This is a genomic window from Lachnospiraceae bacterium oral taxon 500 (genome assembly GCA_002999035.1).
Classification (GTDB): Bacteria; Bacillota; Clostridia; order Lachnospirales; family Vallitaleaceae; genus W11650.
The window spans coordinates 2,968,960-2,989,103 of record CP027241.1; the positions used below are offsets into that span (position 1 = coordinate 2,968,960).

Below are 20,144 nucleotides of genomic sequence, written 5' to 3' on the forward strand. Positions count from 1 at the left end.
AACGTGAAAACAACCTTGTAATAAGGATTGAATTGTGATATGATAAAATCGTTCTTTACCACTCCACCGCTAGCTAAAGGAGGTTAATTTTGGAACGAAATATTTTTCAGGATTTAATCCGCTGGAAACAAGACCCACACCGCAAACCACTCATTCTTAAAGGCGCACGCCAAACCGGAAAAACATGGCTGATGTTGGAATTTGGAAAACGGTATTACCGGGATTTTGCCTATTTCAATTTTGACGAAGGCCCCGGTCTTTTTTCTATTTTTGAAACAAACAAAGACCCCTTTCGTTTGATTGAACTGCTCGGCCTTTTGACCGGAAAAAAAGTTCGGCCGCAGGAAACTTTGATTATTTTTGATGAAATTCAAGAATGTTCTTCTGCCTTAAACGCTCTGAAATATTTCAAAGAAAGAGCACCGGAATACCATATTATTTCCGCCGGAAGTTTGCTTGGCGCCCTGTTGGCACAGCCAAAGTCTTATCCTGTCGGCATGGTCAACTTATTGGAACTGTACCCTATGTATTTTGATGAATTTTTAGCAGCTGCCAATCCTGTGCTTTTTCAATACTACGCCGGAATCGAAAAAGACACCGTCATTGAGCAGGTTTTTCATCAAAAATTATTGGAAGCATATCAATATTATTTAATTATTGGCGGTATGCCGGAAGCTATCAATACTTGGCTGACCACTAAAGATTATCAAAAAGTCAGTCAGGTTCAAAAAGATTTGCTGGCTGTTTATGAAAACGATTTTGCCAAACATAACGGTAAAATTAACAGCGGACGCTTGCTGCTTGTTTTCCGGAGTATTGTTTCGCAATTAGCCAAGCCAAACGAAAAATTTATTTATGGCAGTCTGCGCCCAGGTGCCAGAGCCAGAGAATTTGAAGAAGCTATCGAATGGCTGGTTTCTGCCGGTATGGTCAATCGAATTTGCAATGTTTCCAAACCGGAACATCCTCTGGCCGCCTTTGAACAGCTTGAGCATTTTAAGCTTTTTCTGTTTGATACCGCTTTGCTCAAGCAAATGGCCGGACTAAACAATTCTTTTCTTTTGCTGAACTCTGCTTATCAGTTTAAAGGACAATTAACCGAAAACTATGTGCTGCAGCAATTAACCGGACAATTCCCAGTCCGCCCTCGTTATTTTCACACCAAACAAGGAGAGATTGATTTTCTCTTGCAGCATAATGAGCTTATTATTCCGCTCGAAGTAAAAGCCGGCGAGCAAAAATCTGCCGCCAGCTTTAAAAACTATGTCAAACACCGCCAACCGCCGGTTGCCGTCCGCTTATCGCAAATGGGCTATCAACGCAGCGGCCAAATTTGGAATATTCCCCTTTATCTGGTGCCGAAGCTGCACCGGCTTTTACCGGCTGCCGACTCCTAAAACCGCAATGCCGTAGGCCGGCAGCATCAGCTTTTGCTCCTGCCAAACTGGCATTTCCTCCGCTTTCACCGTTAAAAAGCCAAGCAGCGTTTTGTCCTGCCAATTTTCCGCTGAAAAATCAATGGTTTTGGCTTCGGCCGAAAGATTATACACCAGTATCAGCGTCTGCTCCTGCCATGTTTTTTCCACGCAGGCAACGTCCTGATCCGAATAGGCCGCCAGCACTTTGACTTTGCCGCGGGCAATCGCCGGCAGTTCTTGCCTTAAATGCAGGGCTTTTTGATAATAGCGAAGAAGCGACTCGCCATCCTGCTCCTGTACGCTAACCGGTGCTGCCGTCTGCTCAAAGCTGTCGGCGTCCGCCGGATTTCGCGTCAGGCCGCGGCCGGTTTCATCCCAGAGCATGGCCGTCCGCTTATTTTCATCCTTGGTTCCTTGGCTAATCAGTCCAATCTCCTCGCCATAGTAGGTAAAACTGACGCCGGTCATGGTCAGGTACATTCCAGCCGCCGCTTTCATTTTGGCGACATCACCCTTAAAATAATTGGCCGCCCGAACATTATCATGATTGGCAATAAATAAAGCATCCCGATAGTTCGGATTTTTCGGAGCAAAACTCTGTTCCAGCTTTGCCATCGCCTCCGCAAAAGATTTGGCAGTATGCCGATCGGCCTTAGCCTTGCGGTTTAGCACCTGCGCAATTTTCCCCTCACCGGTCGCCAGAGCAAAGTTGAAAAACGACGGCAAACCGCTGGCGTAGTATTCAGCAATCTCCGACAAATCCGACCAAGCCTCACCAACCAGATACACATCCGCCTTTTTGCTCTGCGCGGTTTGTTCCAGCCAGGTTAAAAACTCAATATTTTTTTGCGTCCGGCCGCTGAAATATTCTTTCACCGCATCCAGTCGAAATCCGGAAACACCTTTTTCCAGCCAAAAATCCATGATTTTTTCAATCTCGGCCCTGACTTCCGGCTGATCCAGCGCTAAATCCGGCATTTCTCCCCAAAACACCCCCTCGTAATACCAGTCCGAGCCGGAAAGAGGGTGATAGGATTTTCCCCTGGCAGCATCTTTCGTAAAAGTATAATAATTCACATAGGGACAATCCGCCGGATTCGGCTCCGCCTCAGGCGAGAGCCCTCGCAAATATTCCGCTGCCGCCGTAAACCAAGGGTGATCATCCGCCGTGTGATTGACAACCAGATCCAGAATCAAGGCAATATTCCGTTCCTGACAGGCAGCGAGCAGAGCTTCCATATCAGCCATACTGCCGTAAGCCGGATCAATCCCGTAATAATCCTTGACGTCATATTTATGATAAGTATCCGACGGATGCACCGGCATCAGCCAAATTCCGGTAAATCCCATATCGGCGATATAGTCGAGTTTTTCCCGCACACCGTTTAAATCACCGCTTCCGTCGCCGTCACTGTCATAAAAAGAAGCAACAAAAACTTCATAATAATTCCGATAGTCGTCCTCCACTTCTTGAATCGACATGGTTTTTTCCGCACCAATCACGGGGAGTTTAGTTTTGGCCTCTTTCCCTGACGGTACTTCCGTTTTCGCAGTTTCCGTTTTCTCTAAATTTTCCGCATTTTCTGTGCCGCTCTTTTCCCCGTTTACAGCATCAGCCTGCGGATTCGCAGGCTGACAGGCAGTAAGCAGTATTAAGAGCAAGCCAATTATCACTTGCTTTTTCATCATCCCTTAACCGCCCCCGACATGCCTTCGGCATAAAAGCTTTGCAGATAAAGGAACAAGGCGGCAATCGGAATGGAGATACAAACCGCACCAGCCGCAAAGGGCGCATACCAGTTGATGATATTTTCCTTGGTCAGCATGGTATAAAGTCCAACCGCTACCGTGTAGTAGTCCTGACTCGGCCCGATAATGACCTTGGCAAAAACGAAATCCAGCCACGGCGCCATAAAAGCACTGAGCAGTGTATACACCACAATCGGTTTAGACAGCGGAATCGTCACTTTGGTAAAGATTTGCCATTTGGTGGCACCGTCAATCATCGCCGCTTCATCCAGCGCTTTGGGAATCGTATCAAAAAATCCCTTGGAAATGTAAAAGCCCAAGCCGGCCGTTCCGGAATATGCCATCACCAAGGCCAAGTAAATCCGCGGCCCTTCCGTCAGTCCAAGCGCTTTTAAAATATAGTAAACCGCTATCATCGAGAAAAATCCCGGGAACATTCCCAGTACCAGTGCGATGTTCAAAAACGGCCGCCGCAGCTTAAAGCGCAGGCGCGACATACCGTAGGACACCGCCAGCACAAAAAAGGTTGATACCAGACAGGAAAACACCGACACAATCAGCGTGTTGACAAACCATCTGGGAAAATTGAAAACATCGGTTTCAAAAAACAGCTTTTGGTAATTGGCCAAGGTATAGGCGCTTGGCCAAAACGAGTCGATATACTGTCCCTTTTGCACCCGGAAGGACAAAAGCACAATCCAGAACACCGGAAAAAGCCAAACAATCGACAATAATGTTAAAAAGATATGCACCACCGCATCGGTAATTCTCTGTTTGGTTTTGGCAGAGCCTTGCTTTTCTCTCATAGAAATTCCTCCTCATTCTTATACGAACCGGTACTGCGATATGCCAGTAACGACGTGCTGGCCATGATGATAAAGACCAAGATACCGATGACCGAACCGATATTGTAATCCTTGTTGTCAATTGTCAGCTTATATAACCAGGTAATCAACAGATCCGTCTTGCCGGCCGTCCCCTTATAGTAGGTTGCCGCCGCCGGTAATCCGCCGGTCAGGAGGAAAATAACGTTAAAGTTATTGATATTGCCGATAAAGGTTTGAATCAAATAGGGCGTTGTCACAAACAGCATGTAGGGCAGCGTAATCTGAAAGAAAGTAACCGCCGGACCTGCTCCGTCAATTTTTGCGGCTTCATAAAGCTCAGCCGGAATATTTTGTAAAATACCGGTAATCTGAATAATGGTAAAGGGAATTCCGACCCACAGATTGATGACAATAACTGTAATCCGGGCAATTGTCACATTGGTTAAAAACGGCACCGGCCCCGCCCCGAACAGTTCTCTCAGCATCAGGTTAAAGACACCGTGTTCCTGAATCATGGTATTGACCACCAGAAGCGAAACAAACTGGGGAATCGCAATCGTCAGCGCAAAGATAAAACGCCACATTTTTTTCAGCTTGGTGCCTTTGCGGTTGATAATCAGCGCCAGCATCATTCCGAGCAAATAATTTAAGAAAGTGGCAAAAACCGCCCAGACTACCGTCCAGCCCAGAATCGGCCAAAAGGTACTGGCCAAATCACCGCCGGCATTTAAAATCCGGCCGAAATTAACAAAGCCGACCCAGGTAAACAAATTCCCCGGCGGCAAATGATCCCGGTCATAGTTAGTAAAGGCCATCAGAATCATAAACACCAAGGGCAGCAGCATAAAAACAACAATGCCCATAATTGGGAAAAAGAGCAGCCCTTTATGCAAATTCTGATCAAACAGTCCCCGCACCGTCGCTTCAAAAGCAGCCGGCTGCTTGCCGTCCTGGACTCTTTCCTGCCCCATATAAGCCGAACGCAGCGCCGCTTTCCAGACGATGACAAAACCCGCAATCACAAAGAAGGTAGCCACTCCATAGAGCAGAAAGAGCAGGGAGTTATCACCGGCCTGATACTCAAATAATTGTGTTGCTTCATTAAATACCTTGGTCTGCGTCTGTGTTCCCAAAGTAGTAAAATTAACCAGCGACTGCACACCAAACGTCGCCATATAGCCGATAAAAGCAATCTCCGCCGCCAGAAACAAAAGTCCCTGCAGCCATTGCTTTCTGGCAAAATTGCCCAAGCCCATGATCAGAGCGGTCAATTTTGTAAAAATATCCCCCTCTGTCAGCGCGAGCCGGATCGGTACCACTCCCCATGTCAGTTTGTAATCCTTTTTGCCCTGCATGCAAATACCTCCTCATAATGCAAACCGCGTTTACGCCCTCAACTTTTTTATCCTATGATGCAGCCGGGCAAAAGCTGATACATCCTTTGACCAAAAAGCTCTGCATCGGAATTTCACGCTTTCCACACTGCTGTCATCATACATGCTGTTAAGAAAAACTTCACCAGCTTACACCAGTGAAGTTTTTCCATTTATACTCCTTATTCAATTACAATTCAGGCCAGCAAAGCATACCACCTTATTCCGGCTGCTTCCCTGAATTATAATTTGGGGTCTAATCCCTTTGGACTTTTAAGGATTATAAACCTGAGCCACTGTTCACATTGTTAATAAAGCTGTTCAATCTTTCCTTGGCGTTGTCTTTATTGACTTCACCGGAAACAATCGCTGTGCCGAAACTCTCTGCCGGTGTCCACCAGTTGCTCATTTCCGTTACCAGCGGCTGGGCAACGGAAGTATTGTTGACGGTATCGGTAATTGCTTTCAGCATTACATCGTCAATACCGGTCGAATCCAACGGTACCACGCCGCGGGTTTGATAGCGAAGCGCCTGAGCTTCCTGACTGCCCAAATAAATAGCCAATGCTACGGCTACATCCATATTTTTGCTGGTCGAATTAACACCCACTACCTTAGAACCGGCAAAGGATTTCATCGTTCCCTTGTGGTCGCCGGCTTTAAAATCCGGGCACTGCGCCGCAGCAAAGTTTTCACCCAAGGCCTTTTCAATGTTTTCTCTATCCCACGAACCGGTAAAGAAAGCGCCGAGTTTACCGGCTTCAAAAGCAGAAATAGCTTTGCCCTGCTCCTGGTTGCTCTGATTAGCAAACTTCGGATTATTAACTAAATCAATCAGATAATTGGTAACTGCCAAACCTTTTTCATCATTAAAGTCACAGCCTGCCGTTCCGTCGGTTCCGTTGGGGCCGAACATGGTTCCGCCTACGCCATAGTAAAAGGCCGGCAGATACCAGCTGTTGCCCAGCTGGAATATAACATTGGTCGTACCCTCGCCCAAATCCTTGGCTAACATCACATCCAAATCTTTCACTTCGTCTTCGGTGAACTTGCTCTTGTCGTAGAACATGAACCAGCCGTTGTAAGAATACGGTACGCCGTAAACCCCGTCCTTATAGGTAACGCTGTTTATCATCGACTCGGAGTTCATGGATTTCACTTTTTCTAAATTGGCGCCGCCCAGTTCTGCCAGCGCACCGCTGTCTACCAGGAAAGGAAGCTGGTCGTTGGCATACATAAATACATCTGCTGCCTTCTCCAAGTCCTTGGTTACTTCGTCCTTGGCCACATCCTCGCCGCAAACACCGTACTCAAAGGTAATGTTCCATTCCGGATGCTCCTCATTAAACTTCTCGCACAGATATACCAGCAGTCCTTTGTCATAGCCTTCTCTCTTGGCCTGATCTTCCTGCGGAGCCCAGACCTTTAAGGCTACGTCCTTCGTTCCGGAACCGGTATTCTCTTTTCCGGCCTCGGTATTTTGATTGGTTTCGTTCTTAGTGTTGTCGGCCTTCTTCTCCTCTTGTGCCGTTTGGCCGCCGCAGGCTGCCAGTGACACCACCATCAGCAATGCCAGTACAAACGAAAGTACTTTCTTCATGTTTTTTATTATCTCCTTTTCTTTTGATATGCTTTTCTCTTGAAAAAGCCGGACTCTTTTACCAGAGTCTGTTTCTATAGTACCTCCTTAGTATACACTTTTGCCAAAAGAATGTCAATATCTTATGCCAATTTTGTCACATAATTTTTATGGTTTTTTATACTTTTCTTAGGAAAATTTATATTTATATCTGCTATATGCATAAAATTACATCGCTGCAGTAGTGCATTTATGATATTTTTGCCCGGCCTCCATTTTTCATAAAAAAGCTACTCTTTCACCATTCGGCAAAGCCAAGAGGGAATCGCACTTGAGCCGAAGCACTCCTGCGGACGTTAAGCAAACAAAAAAATACCCTAAAGTTTAAAACTCAGGGTATTTCCTTCTCTTGATTTTGGTGATTTTTTCACCTTATTTCACTTCAACTACCGCTTTATTTTTGTAAGTGCCGCAGTTTTTGCAGGCTCTGTGCGCCAGAACTGGCTCGCCGCATTTACTGCAAACCGACAAATTCGGCACTGCCAGCTTCCAGTTTGCCCGTCTTTTATCTCTTCTTGCACTCGATACTTTTCCCTTTGGTACTGCCATGACTACACCTCCTTAAAATTATTCTCAAATAGTTCTTTCAGTCCGGCGAAACGAATATCGGCCGCCTCCGTGCGTTGACATTCGCAGGCATTCTCATTTTTATTTTTCCCGCAAATCTCACAGATGCCGAGACAATCCTCCCGACACAGTACCTTCTGCGGAAAGTTCAAAATTGCTTCTTCCCGAATCAATTCATCCAAATCCAAGCTATGACCGTCGGCCAATAAAATCTCCCGGTCAAAGCTCAAATCCATCCGTTTATCCACGTCCGCCATACAGCGGTCGCAAATCAGTTTCCACCCGAACCCGAGCTTTCCCTGTAAAAATATTTCCTGCTCGTTTACCTTGTGAAAATCAAGCTCTGCCCGCACCGGCTCCGGCGTCATCTGATAAAAAGTTCCGGCCACTTCAATGCTTCTGGGGGCAAACTCTTCCTCCAAACGGACATCATCCTGCTCGCAAAACAATTCATTCAAATCAATCTTCATTGAATCGTCTCCTTAGCTGACTGAATACATCACAAGCTATTATACTCACTCCGGCTTTCTTTGTCAAGCAAAACTTCATGCGGGAATTTCGGGGCTAAACCATCCGGCAATAAAGCGCATAAGAAACCGTATCGGTCTTGTCTATGATCATCCCATCCACTGCAACCTCGGTTAAATACTCGGTCATTTGCTGTTTTTGGCTGTCCGTCAAGCTGCCCTCGCTATTTTCAATAAACAGAGAATAGTATTTTATTGCTTCGGCCAAGGTTCGCTCATTTTCCCAGTTATCCTTTTCACATCTCATTTGCGGGTTTTTCCCCATTTGCCACAAAAAGTCAAATGCCAGCTTGATTTGCCGGTCGGAATTGACAAAACTGTTTTTCAAATTCAGGCGTTTTAACAATTCGTCCTGTATGGAATTGGTGCGGCGGCAGGGCTTGGTAATCATAAGCCATCCCTTACAGGCGGCGATTGCTTTCTGAAGACTGTCTTCATCTCGAATGGCCGGCGTCATATTGCACAGCACCAAATCAAATTGATTTTCCCAGCCTTTCTCCCGAATATCCACGTGCAGCCAATCATCGCAGGAAAAAGTAATGTTTTTTGTCTGATGGGCGGCTGCACAGTTTTTCGCCGCTGCCATCATCTCCTCGGAAAAATCGGTTGCTGTTACCTGCATGCCCAGCTTATCCAGTGCAATCGCATACCGGCCGGCGCCGCAGCCTACGTCCAGCACCCGCTGTCCCGGCCTGCACATCTCATTTTCGGTAATTATTTTCATAGTAAAATCATCAGCCGCCGTCGGAATCTCCATTTCAGAAAATCTGGCTGCCATTGACTGCCATAATTTTTTTGCTGCTTCTGTGTTCATATGCTCATTTCCTTTCTGCTGCCCTATCTATCTCGGCCTAATCATTTGCTAATTTTCCGGTTCATCCGCTGACAGCGCCGATACAAAGCCGCAAAAAAAGACCATAAAATACAAAATTCGTTCTGAACTTTGTTTTTATGATCTTCTTGACCTTTTTTACCTGACTCTTATTTTCAGCGTTTCTTTGTCATTCCTTCATGAAATGAATTATATGGTTATAGTAACACCTCTTAAAAGTTTTGTCTAGACCTAATTGCACAATGTTTCCCCTGCTTATCTCATGGGGTGGGAAAAAGAAAGCCAAAGCAAAGATGACGACCGTTATTACATCAATCCAGAAACCCGACACTTGGCGCAGGAACTACATCAAAATCCGGACTTAAAAGTTTTACTTGATACATGCCGAAACCTTGAGCCGGACGACATTCAGGCTATAGTTAACATAATAAAGCGTTTCAAGGGGAAGTGAGAGCTAAAAACGGAAGAAGTATTTATGTTTCAAACTCGAAGCGAGTAAAAAGCGATATCACAAAAGGATACAAGCCGTCAAAGGGAAGAATAACTTTAAGTTATCCTTCCCTTTTTACTTTGGAAGTTCGATTAGCGACTAAAAAAGAAATCAGAAGTAGTCCGCTGGTTGTGCAATCCGCTTAGAAATAAATTAAAAGTCATCCCCATACTTAATATCGTAGCAGCTTCTCTTCCATTTTTCTTTGCTTCGCTTCTCCCTTCTTCAACAAAACAATCAACACAATTGTCAAAATAATAAATGCCAAACAAATCGGTCTCCGGATAAAAATGAACCAGCTTCCTCCGGACATAACCAAGGCATTTCGGAGATTTGACTCTGCAATCGGCCCCAATACCATGCCCAGCACAATCGGTACCGGCGGGAAATCAACTTTCTGCATCAAGTAGGCAATTCCTCCAAATAACAACATAATGTAAACATCCATTTCCGATCCACTAATGGCAAATGCTCCGGCACAACAAATTACTACCAAAACAGCCGTTAAAAGATCTTGTGGAACATGCGTTATTTTTACAAACAGCTTCAGCAAATATTTCCCCTGCAAAAACATAATCACTTGGGAAATTACACAGCCAATCAAAACCGCATATACTACCGGCCCCGAATCCACAAACAGCTTTGGACCCACGACCAACCCATGCATAGTAAACGCTCCCAGTAACGTAGCTGCCACTACATCTCCCGGGATCCCCAAAGTCAGCAACGGGATTAAAGTCGCCGCGGTTGCTCCGTTATTTGCTGATTCTGGTGCCGCTATGCCCTTAATCTCTCCTTGACCAAACCGATCCCCCGCTTTTTTACACCGAGCTGCCTCATTATAGGCAATAAAAGAAGCAATTGCTCCGCCGGTTCCCGGCACCGCACCAATGAAAGCACCAATCAAAGAAGATTTAAGCATTGTCGGCAATGTTTTTTTCACATCTTCCACTGTAATTCGATCTTCTTTATTTTTTTCTTGCATCGTAGAGGCAACTGCCACTTCTGTTTGATTAATCCGGCCAATCATTTGGGCAATCGCATATACACCAAGCAATACCGACAACATTTTTACTCCATTGTACAGCCGCAAGTTACCAAAGCTAAAGCGAACCAGACCACTAACACTATCAAGTCCGATCGTTGATAAAAGAATTCCCATACCGCCACTGATCAAACCTTTAATAATGCTTTTCCCACTAACCGAAGCGATAACTGATAATCCGAAGATTGCCAACGCAAAATACTCAGGCGAACCAAACCGAATCGCCACTTTACTAATCTGCGGAGAAAAAAACAACAAGCACAAAGCACTGATTAAACCACCAACAGTAGACGCTATCAGCGCCATGTCTAACGCCTTTTGCGGTTGCCCGTTCCGGCACATCGGATATCCGTCAATTAAAGTTGCCGCCGCCGCATTTGTTCCCGGCGTATTAATCAGAATAGAACTAATTGAACCGCCAAAGTTTGCTCCAAAAAATATGGCTGTCAACAGCAGCAGCGCCGGTATTGTATCCATTTGAAAAGTAAAGGGAAGTAGTACTGTAATCGCTAAATTCCCATTCAAGCCGGGTATTGAGCCAAAAATAATACCGATAAAAATTCCAATATTTGCAAATATTAAATTTTGTATCGTAAAAAGCTGCCCTAACGCGCTTATGATCGTATCTGACATCATTTTTCTCCCTTTTTCTTATCTTTAATTTCTGACAGTTTTACACCTGCTCCGAAAAAATATCTATCCACTGCTCTTCTCATATCAGGTTTTCTGGCAAAAGATTACACCTTTCCGGTCAAGCTAGCGAGAAAGCCTGATCGTGTAAACATATTGTCGTCCCAGCGAAAACATCAAAAATCAATTTTGCCTTCAAGGCATAGAAATATGCAGCACATATTTAAACAACAAATATATGACTATTGACACAAGTATAAGAATCACATAATACAGCTTTTTTCTGCTTCCGGTAAAAACCAAGGTAATAGTTCCTAAAAAAATGGAAGAAAGCAAAAAATTGATTCGAAACAAAAAGGCATAAAAAACTAAAACCGCAATATAGGCTCCTGCCTTTAATTCTTTTTTTATTTGCAGCGTTTTTATTTCCTCTCGTTTAAAAATCAAACTTTGAATTAACAATATCACACCGCATATAATCCATAAAATCGAAACTGCGTACGGTATTGTCCTGGAAGTAATCCCATAAGTCAACGCATAATCTTCGCCTATTTGGTAAGGAATTATAAGCCAACACACTACTCCTAAGCCTATACTGACTATGCCGGCCGTTAAGTTCGATCGGTATTTTATTTCCATTTCCTGCCCCCATTCTCAGCGCAGTGCCTTGTTGCTTTATTTTGCATAATATTTTTCATAAGCCTGTTTACACATATCTGCCGCTCCCTGAATTAATTTTTTAACCTTTTCCCCGTTATCAATTACCGGCACATAATTAGCATTCTTGGCTAATTCTTTAAATTCCTCTGTCGAACTGTAATCCAATATTGCCTGATAAATTGCTTGGGCATCGGTAGTGTTTACATCCGCTTTGGTCATAATAAAATTGCAGGTTTTAAAGACAATATCATAACCCAGTGACTTAGCTGTTGGCACTGTAATCCCATCATATCCAGTATAAGGCTCTTCCGAAAAAACAACAATCGGCACAAGTCCTCCTTCTCCGATATATTGTGCACCTAAAGACGAAGTAGCCAAAGCGCAGACAACATTACCACCGGCCAATGCCAAAAGATCTTTCGCGCTGCCGTCAGAAGTAACTGCTTCTGCCTGAATTCCCGCTTCTCCAAACAGCATTGTGCCTAAAAGATGTGTTGTACCTCCTGGAGCGTTAGAGCCAAAAACAATCCTCTCCTTTTCTGCATATTTTTTTAGTTCTTCCCAATCCTTAATCCCCGTTTTTTGCGGATTAACAAAAAGCATAATATCTTCCGATACTAAGGACGCAATAAATTGAAAATCTTCAATCTTAAGCTGCACTTCTTTATTAAACAGCGGCGCTAATGTAAACATACCAATTCCGCCCACCATCAACTCCGTCGCATCCGTCTTGGCATTTAATAAATCCGTCGCCGCAATCGCGCCATTAGCGCCAGTAAGATTATTTACGACTGCTGATTTTTCAAAAGTTTTTTGCAGCCCTTGGGCAAAGATTCTGGCGATCGTGTCAGCCGCTCCGCCTGCCGCAAAAGGAACTCTAATATTAAAGTTCTGGCTTGGTTTAAAAACTGCCGCACTTTCCTTATCCGGAGTCTTGCTTTCATTTGTTGGTTGTTTACCGCTTGTACACGCCGTCACCATCACTAACAAAATAACTGCCATCATAAGTGCTGTAAATCGTTTCATTTTTTGCCTCCTTAAAAACGTTTTCAGTGATTGTTTCCCATCTATTTTCAAATTTTAGCAAGTCTTTTAAGAATTGTCAATGTTTTTTCGTCTTTTTGTCGGTTTTCTATGACTTTTTTCCTTTTTATTATCTATTTTAAATAAAAAAAGTTTCTGTCATTGTGATAACGTTTTCATCTTTAGTAACACTTTCCCTTCTTTATCTTTAATGCAGATGACAAAAATATTCAATGCCCATAATACGGCTTTCCATATTTTTGACACTTATACCTTAAAATTGATAATTGACTTTTATTTCATATTTTTTAAAAGTTGCCGCCTTATCCTCGATAATCTTATGATACAGCAATTCAGAAGCGGTAATCGCTACCTCCTCTGGGTTTTTTATTACCAATGAACAAGGAATCCCTAATTTCTCCGCTGTTCCAGCTTGAGCGAAGCCAGCGATATCCACATTCTTCATCCACTCTTGATATTTTCCATGTAATACCATGACAACATATTCTAAAATATCCGTACCAAAAGCAACAATTAAAGCTCTTTCCCCCGGCCTGCTATCCGCTTTCAGCCGATCAATAGCCACTGCTACCGCCTCGGCCTCGCGTGCAGTCTGTACTTTACGAACCCGCTCCTCTGTCACGCTATTTTCTTTTAATGCCTGATCTGAACCAGCCATGCACATCTTGGTATTAAAGCTATCCTGCCAGCCAAACAAAAGCAAAATTTGACTTGCCATTTTATTTTTCAGCAGCCAGTCTATTAGCCGATAAGAATTAAGCCAATGATTTTCCGAAACAATATCACAACCGATTTCCTCTATCCGGTCAATCGCCACAATACTTTTATAATCTGCCGTAATACTTTGCAAATAAGAAGTATTTTGTCCGCTGGGAGCAATAATGATCCCAGCGGCTTTTTGACTAAGCAATTCCCGTATATAAGCCTTTTCTTTTTCTCCATCATTATTACTTTCGCAAATGAAAGTAATAAACTTCCTTTCAAAAAAGTAATCACTTGTCACCCGGCAAACTCTAGCAAAAAAATACTCCATATGCGGAACAACCATACCAATGATTTTTGTTTTTCCTCTCCTCAAATTTTGTGCAAATATATTTGGCTCGTATCGCAGTTCTTTAATTGCATTTTTTATATTGTATGCCGCCAATGGCTGTACACTTTTAGAATCCGCCAGATAACGCGATACCGAACTAATTGATACACCAGCCAAAGCAGCTACCTCTCGAATCGTAACTTTTTTCTGTTGCATTTTCCCACCAGCCTTTCATTTTACTATACCCACCATGAAAATTGCTAAACCTCTTCGCCGGTTCTCCCGTTTAAATACCCCTTATGGCCAAACAACCTCGCAACTCCCGATGCTCCAATGGCAAAACGGATTATCAATTGCTATTTTCATGGTTTCCGGCCATTTTTGAAACTTTTCATCACTTCATCTTTTTTCCTCTTCTCCGTATCTACAGTTCAGACCAGTATAGTTATCTTAATGCCCACATAAGTAATTTGTTGAATTACATTTTTCCCAGCGCGACTTTCCCCTGATCGAAATGCTGCGCATTTCTGCCTAGGTGGAATAGTTAATCGAATGCGAAAGCTCCGGCAAAAGCCGGAGCCTTAACGAATCTTTTTAGATCAATTATTTGTGTGCACTCCCGCTACCAATACGCCGATATGGATCGGTTAAGTGAAAGCCTAAACTACAACTCGGCAATCTGCCCGGCAGTCAGGCCGGTATATTTCATAATGTCAGAAACCGGCATACCGTCCGCCTTCATATTGCGGGCGGTTTGAAGCATACGCTGCTCTCCACGTTGTTCGCCGATTTTTTCTCCTTCTTCCCGCATCCACGCCATCATGGAATAATAATCCCGCTCATACTTTAATGCTGCCTTGTAGTTGATCCGCTCTTGTCCATCCATATAAAATTCTTCCATAACTCTATTCGCCTTTTCCAAAGTTGCCGATCCCTTCGCCATTGCTGCCCGCACCTCCTTGTTACTCGTCTGAATAAAAATCAACCAGCGCTCCAATAATCCCAGTTCTTCTGCTCTTACCTCCGTCATTGCTTTTAACCCGGACGGAAAAATCTTGGTCAAATCCAGAAAGTGAATTTCCAACAGTTCATCTAATTCCGTATATTCTTCTATTTCCAGCAATTTATAAACGGAATGACATTTATCCGTAAACGGAAAGCTTTCATTAAGTAAGTTAATTGTGATGCATTTTTCCAGTCGGTCGTATTTGTCCCCTTTTTCCAAATCGCCCGCATACATATCCGCCCAATAGTATAGACTGCGTCGAGGGAAAAAATCCGTCCAGTAGTTTTGGATCTCAACATTGATTTTTCTGCCGTCTGCTAAACGCAGCTTTAAGTCCAAAATACCGGCTTTTTTATCCAGCACCTGCGGCAAGAGCAAAGGGTCTTCTATTCGGATTTCCTCAAAATCTTTCTGCGCCATACCAGTTACCAGCGATAAAAACTCCGCTAAAATATCCCTATTCTCCGACCGCCCGAACAGTTTCTTAAACGCATAATCATTGCGGACGGTAAAGCCCATATTGTCAATGTTTTTCCGTCTTTCAATCTCTTTCCAAGTTTCAAACTTTCGGGCAGCTGTTTTGGTGCCATATTTTTTATTCTTATGTCCCACCACACTCCCTCCTTTCATTATACTAAAATATTCTGTTCGATACAACTATCTTAGCAAAAAAGAAAGTAGAAGTCGTCCGCAAATTGTGGAATTTAAAAGAAAATTTTTCAAAAAACTATCCGTAGCATGTGCTCAATTCAGCATATATTTAGATATTCCAAAAACATGTGCGGAGTTCGCTTCAGTGAACAACCAGTCTGTATCAAGAAGTCGAACTCACACACAATCCCCATTTCTTGCCAATAAAGTAGCAGTGTGTGCGGGACTCGGTCTCAGCGAGCAATCCGTCTATACCGAAGGACAATAAATTTCGTCCAACATTTCTTGTCGACAGCAACATTAGTAGTCCAAAACTGTCGATAACTTTCCGATGACCGAGCAGTACGAATACGAAGCATTTACATTCACCAGCAATGCGAAAGAGCAATATATAGAGAAAGAAAACCCTCGGGATTCACTGACAGCAAATCCCGAGGACGAGTAGTTTAGAACTTTTCACTGCTCAGCAGCTACAAAATCCGGTTATTTAAATTAAACACGCTTTCCAGCGGCAGCATAGCCGCCCCCAAGAGCGAAGCCTCCTGTTTCAGACCGGATATCCGCAAAATATGACGCAGCGGGTGAATCGGCCGCAGCGATTCCTGCAAGACCGACGACAGCTTGTCCTGAAACAAATGCGCATATAAACTCATTTCGCCGCCGATAATAATATAATCCGGGTCTAAAATCAGCATGATATTGCGAATCCCCAGCCCCAAAAAGTGAATATACTCATCCACATGACGCACAGCCGCCGCTTCTCCGCGCTCATAACTCTCAAAAATCTCCGCCGCCGGCCGCCGGCCGCCCGGATAACTTTCTTCCAAAGCCGGCACCGAAACATATGCCTCCCAACAGCCGAGCATCCCGCACCGACAGCGCCGCCCCTGATTTTGAACCACCGTATGCCCAAACTCACCGGCACCGCTGCTTCGCCCCTTATATAAATGATCACTGATGACCACGCCGGCACCGACTCCCTGATTGATTGATAAAAACACAATGTCATGCGCTTCTCTGGCAGCAAGCCCAATCTCCAGTTCCGCCTTGGCTCCCAGATTGGCTTCATTTTCCAGAAAAACCGGCCATTTTAAGCGGTTTTTATATCGGGAAAAATCAAACCAGCGGTCGGCAAAGGGAAACTTGATGCACAGACTTTCTTCATCGACAATGCCATGCAGCGAAAAGCCAACTCCCAAAATCTTCTCCGCCGGCAGCTGCAAAGCGGCAATGCTCCGCTCCAGCCAGTCTTCCATCGCCTGAATTACACTGCCCATCCCCGCCTTTAAGCCAACCGCCAATTCCTGACGGGCAACGCAGCAGTAATTCAAATCCGTAATGATAATGTCTGTACTTTCCCATTTGATTTCCGTCCCCACCGAATAATACGAATCGCCCAAAAACTCAATTACCGCCGGTGGCCGGCCGCCGGTGGAGTCCGCTCCCTCCGACTGCCTTAAAAATCCCGCTTCTTCCAGCAGTGTAATATTGCTCGTCACCGTCGGAATACTCAGCTTCAGGCATTTGGCAATCTCGGCCTTAGTGGTTTTCTTTGCCTGCCGGACGAGGCTGAGAATACGGCGCTGATTGCTGTTTTTAATCAGCTTTTGGCTTAAATCCTGTAATACTATCATGGTCTGTTTCTTCCTTTAAGATAGACTCTTTTATCTCAATGCCAAATCCCGGTTTTTCGCTGTACGCAATCGGAAAGCACCGGCTATCGGTCGCCAGATCCCCCGCTGCCCGGTAATAAAAATCGGAATCTCTCTCTTTTTCCACCGCTTCCACCCAAACCGCTCCCAGTCCCATCGCCAACTGCTGCCAAACCGTGGCGGCAGGGCCAACTAAACTGTCATCGCCAATCATCACCTTAGCGCCGATGTCTTGGATTCTTTCGGCTAACAGCACCGCATCCAGAAGCGAGCCCATGACCGCCGGATGAATATTATAAATTCCGCCCATCCCCGGCAGCAGCGTATGCACTGCTTCTCTGGCCGGCCGCAGCGGATAATCCGGAATCAGGCATAGCCCGGCGCAGAGCTCTTGCAGGCGTACCCAGTCCTGATTGCTGATATAGGCCGGGTCTTCGCAGGCGTCCAAACCGGCCGCGTACAGCCGGTTCAGAGAGGCGGCAATTTCCTCAAGGCTTACTTCCTGCTCCGGCTCCCGGTAGCCGCCGTTGACATCGCCGATTAAGTAGCATTCCTCCCGCGGACAAACCTGACGTGCCGTCCGAATCAGCTCCAAATCCAAATCTTCTTCACCAAATAGTTTCAGCTTCAAAAAGCGTGTCCGGCCGTTGGCCTTGGCAGCCTGCGCTTTTTGCCGGACTTCCTCCGGCTGCCGGCTTAAAATCACCGAAACACCGTAAACCGGCTGCCGATGAGGCAGAGCCAACAATTTAACCGTTGCTGTCCGCGCGCATTTTCCCGCCAAATCAAGCAAAGCCATTTCCAGCAGTTCCGTCAGCTTCTCCGGCCACCGGCCTCTTTGCGCCCGCACCGCCTCAATGGCTGCAAACACACCGCAGCCTATTAGCTCCGCCAACTGACTGTGATAAATATGCACATCTATCTCCGGCTGATTGGTAGCGATAATGCTTTCCCCAAAACCGGTTTCCGTCCCGGCTTCTATCGCCAGAATCATATGCTGGCGGCTGTTCCATGTACCAAAGCTGAACTGACTGACGGTTTGAATATTTTTTAAATAAGGCGTTATCCTTGTTATTTTGTTATCAATATGCTGAAAAGGCTCCAGCAGCTGCTTTTCTGTTCTCATTTTAATTTTTCTCCTACGATTTGACTGAACCGATCATCACACCCTTGACGAAATGCTTTTGCACCAGCGGATAAAGCATCAGCACCGGCAGCGAAGATACGATGATGACACCGTATTTGATGGTTCGGGAAATTTGTTCCAGACGCTTAATCATTTCCAAATCGGTAATGGAAGTATCAATGGTTTGACCGGAAATCAAAATATCGCGCAAAATCAGTTGTAAAGGATAAAGCTTAACATTATTGATATAAATCAAGCCGTTAAAAAAGGAATTCCAGTGATTAACCGCGTAATATAGGCCAATGACCGCAATAATCGACTTGGACAGCGGCAGGACAACATAGAAAAAATACTGAAAAATATTGCAGCCGTCGACCTCAGCCGCTTCCTGCAATTCCCGCGGCATGGTATTTAAGTAGAAGGAGCGGGTAATGATCAGATTAAACACCGAAAACGAGCCTAAAACAATCAGCACCGCCCGCGTATCAATCAGCCCCAATTGCTTGACCACCAAATACATCGGAATCAAACCGCCGCCGAAATACATGGTAAAGACAAAAAACAGCATAATCAATTTAGAGCCTTTCAAATCCTTCCGCGACAGCGCATATCCGGCCGGAATCGTCAGCACCAGCGCCAGCAGCGTACCGCCGCCGGTATATATAATCGTATTTAAATAACCGCGCAGAATCCGAACGTCTTTTAAAATAAACTCATACCCCTCAAAACTAAGTCCTTTCGGCCAAAACCAGACTTTTCCCGCCGACACTAAGTCAGGATTACTGATGGAAGCAATCACCACAAAGTACAGCGGATAAAAAATAGAAATTAGAATCAGCACCACCAAAATAGTAACCAGACGGTCAAACGTCTTGTCATTATGTAGCCAGCCTCTTTTCATTTTGTTTCTTCCTTTCTTTTCATAAACCGTACTTTTACATAACCCCTACTTTGGTCATTTTCTTGGAAAACTGATTGACCACTAACAGCAGGATAAAGTTAATGATATTATTAAACAGGCCGATTGCCGCCGACAGGCTTAGCTGACTGCTCAAAATACCGATTTTGTAAACATAGGTAGCAATGATTTCCGAATAGTCCAAGTTTAAGTTATTCTGCAATAAAAACGCCTTTTCAAAGCCCAAAGTCATAATCCGGCCGGCACTTAAAATCAAAAGCATAACTGCGGTCGGCATAATCGACGGCCAGTCAATATGAATAATCCGGTCCAGCTTACTGGCGCCGTCAACAATCGCCGCCTCATGAATTTCCGGACTGACCGAGGTCAGCGCCGCAATATAAATAATGGAATTCCAGCCCATTTGCTGAATGATGCCTGACCAGACATAGACATGGCGGAAGTTTTCGGCCTTGGTCATAAAACCAATCGGCTTGATGCCGAACACGCCCAAAATCTGATTATAAATTCCGTCCGTTCCCAGCAAAACAAAAAGCATACCGCAAAAAACCACCGTTGAAATAAAGTGCGGCGCATAGGTCACCATTTGCGTCAATTTTTTCAGCTTCAGGTTTTTAATATAGTTTAATAAAAACGCCAGAATAATCGGAATGGGAAATCCGGCCACCAGTGCATAAAGGCTTAATATCAAGGTGTTTTTAATCAGGCTCTCAAACTGATAGGATTCAAAAAACATCTTAAAGTATTTAAATCCCGCCCATGCACTGGCCTGAATCCCCAAATCCGGCTTAAAATCCTTAAACGCAATTTGAATGCCATACATCGGCATATAGTCAAATAGAATCGTATAAATAACTGCCGGCAGTAAAAAAAGATAAAGCATATAACTCTTTTTAATATAACGAATTATTCTGTTTCCGGCGCTTTCTTTCCGCTTTTGCTTTTCCATAACTGTC

17 protein-coding genes are annotated in these 20,144 nt (G+C 44.6%); 1 reads left to right on the top strand and 16 read right to left on the bottom strand.

The genetic code is table 11. From position 1 onward, the window contains the following. The first annotated feature begins 89 nt into the window (after window positions 1–89). Window positions 90–1,397 (top strand): AAA family ATPase, encoded by a 1,308-nt coding sequence (locus C3V36_13550; protein ID AVM70184.1) that lies wholly within the window; start codon window positions 90–92, stop codon window positions 1,395–1,397. On the opposite strand, the gene C3V36_13555 is transcribed toward C3V36_13550, so the two are convergent. The 16 genes from C3V36_13555 to C3V36_13630 all read right to left on the bottom strand — a co-directional run bounded on the left by C3V36_13555 (window position 1,377) and on the right by C3V36_13630 (window position 20,137). Then, the gene (locus C3V36_13555) at window positions 1,377–3,107 is read right to left on the bottom strand and encodes an alpha amylase (protein ID AVM70185.1); all 1,731 of its coding nucleotides are present in this window, start codon (window positions 3,105–3,107) and stop codon (window positions 1,377–1,379) included. The genes C3V36_13550 and C3V36_13555 overlap by 21 nt on opposite strands. Further along, the gene (locus C3V36_13560) at window positions 3,104–3,973 is read right to left on the bottom strand and encodes a sugar ABC transporter permease (protein AVM70186.1); all 870 of its coding nucleotides are present in this window, start codon (window positions 3,971–3,973) and stop codon (window positions 3,104–3,106) included. The genes C3V36_13555 and C3V36_13560 overlap by 4 nt, the downstream gene beginning before the upstream one ends. Beyond that, a complete protein-coding gene (locus tag C3V36_13565; GenBank protein ID AVM70187.1) occupies window positions 3,970–5,349 on the bottom strand; it encodes a sugar ABC transporter permease in 1,380 nt (459 codons plus the stop codon). Before C3V36_13565 ends, C3V36_13560 begins: the two co-directional genes overlap by 4 nt. Before the next feature lie 298 nt (window positions 5,350–5,647). Then, window positions 5,648–6,967 (bottom strand): sugar-binding protein, encoded by a 1,320-nt coding sequence (locus tag C3V36_13570; protein AVM70188.1) that lies wholly within the window; start codon window positions 6,965–6,967, stop codon window positions 5,648–5,650. A 411-nt stretch (window positions 6,968–7,378) separates the two neighbouring features. Further along, complete coding sequence (locus C3V36_13575) at window positions 7,379–7,555, bottom strand: 50S ribosomal protein L32 (GenBank protein ID AVM70189.1); 177 nt, start codon at window positions 7,553–7,555, stop codon at window positions 7,379–7,381. A gap of 2 nt (window positions 7,556–7,557) precedes the next feature. Beyond that, window positions 7,558–8,043 carry a hypothetical protein gene (locus C3V36_13580; GenBank protein ID AVM70190.1) on the bottom strand — a complete coding sequence of 162 codons (486 nt, stop codon included), beginning with the start codon at window positions 8,041–8,043 and terminating at the stop codon, window positions 7,558–7,560. A 94-nt stretch (window positions 8,044–8,137) separates the two neighbouring features. Next, window positions 8,138–8,914, bottom strand: coding sequence for a class I SAM-dependent methyltransferase (locus tag C3V36_13585; GenBank protein ID AVM70191.1), 777 nt, complete (start codon window positions 8,912–8,914; stop codon window positions 8,138–8,140). Window positions 8,915–9,594: 680 nt separating this feature from the next. Next, complete coding sequence (locus C3V36_13590) at window positions 9,595–11,100, bottom strand: C4-dicarboxylate ABC transporter permease (protein ID AVM70192.1); 1,506 nt, start codon at window positions 11,098–11,100, stop codon at window positions 9,595–9,597. 192 nt (window positions 11,101–11,292) lie between these two features. After that, window positions 11,293–11,736, bottom strand: a complete 444-nt coding sequence (locus tag C3V36_13595; GenBank protein AVM70193.1) for a tripartite tricarboxylate transporter TctB family protein — start codon at window positions 11,734–11,736, stop codon at window positions 11,293–11,295. 36 nt (window positions 11,737–11,772) lie between these two features. Next, the gene (locus tag C3V36_13600; protein ID AVM70564.1) at window positions 11,773–12,810 is read right to left on the bottom strand and encodes a tripartite tricarboxylate transporter substrate binding protein; all 1,038 of its coding nucleotides are present in this window, start codon (window positions 12,808–12,810) and stop codon (window positions 11,773–11,775) included. Window positions 12,811–13,054: 244 nt separating this feature from the next. After that, window positions 13,055–14,050, bottom strand: coding sequence for a hypothetical protein (locus C3V36_13605; GenBank protein ID AVM70194.1), 996 nt, complete (start codon window positions 14,048–14,050; stop codon window positions 13,055–13,057). A gap of 448 nt (window positions 14,051–14,498) precedes the next feature. Continuing rightward, on the bottom strand, window positions 14,499–15,359 hold the full coding sequence (locus C3V36_13610; protein ID AVM70565.1) for a hypothetical protein: 861 nt from the start codon (window positions 15,357–15,359) through the stop codon (window positions 14,499–14,501). Between the two features lie 602 nt (window positions 15,360–15,961). Continuing rightward, window positions 15,962–17,125: a hypothetical protein gene (locus C3V36_13615; GenBank protein AVM70195.1), complete on the bottom strand. Its 1,164-nt coding sequence runs from the start codon at window positions 17,123–17,125 to the stop codon at window positions 15,962–15,964. Next, window positions 17,088–18,269 carry a hypothetical protein gene (locus C3V36_13620; GenBank protein ID AVM70196.1) on the bottom strand — a complete coding sequence of 394 codons (1,182 nt, stop codon included), beginning with the start codon at window positions 18,267–18,269 and terminating at the stop codon, window positions 17,088–17,090. The genes C3V36_13615 and C3V36_13620 overlap by 38 nt, the downstream gene beginning before the upstream one ends. Before the next feature lie 13 nt (window positions 18,270–18,282). Further along, window positions 18,283–19,170: a sugar ABC transporter permease gene (locus C3V36_13625; protein AVM70197.1), complete on the bottom strand. Its 888-nt coding sequence runs from the start codon at window positions 19,168–19,170 to the stop codon at window positions 18,283–18,285. Between the two features lie 34 nt (window positions 19,171–19,204). Then, window positions 19,205–20,137 carry a sugar ABC transporter permease gene (locus tag C3V36_13630; protein AVM70198.1) on the bottom strand — a complete coding sequence of 311 codons (933 nt, stop codon included), beginning with the start codon at window positions 20,135–20,137 and terminating at the stop codon, window positions 19,205–19,207. Between the last annotated feature and the right edge of the window lie 7 nt (window positions 20,138–20,144).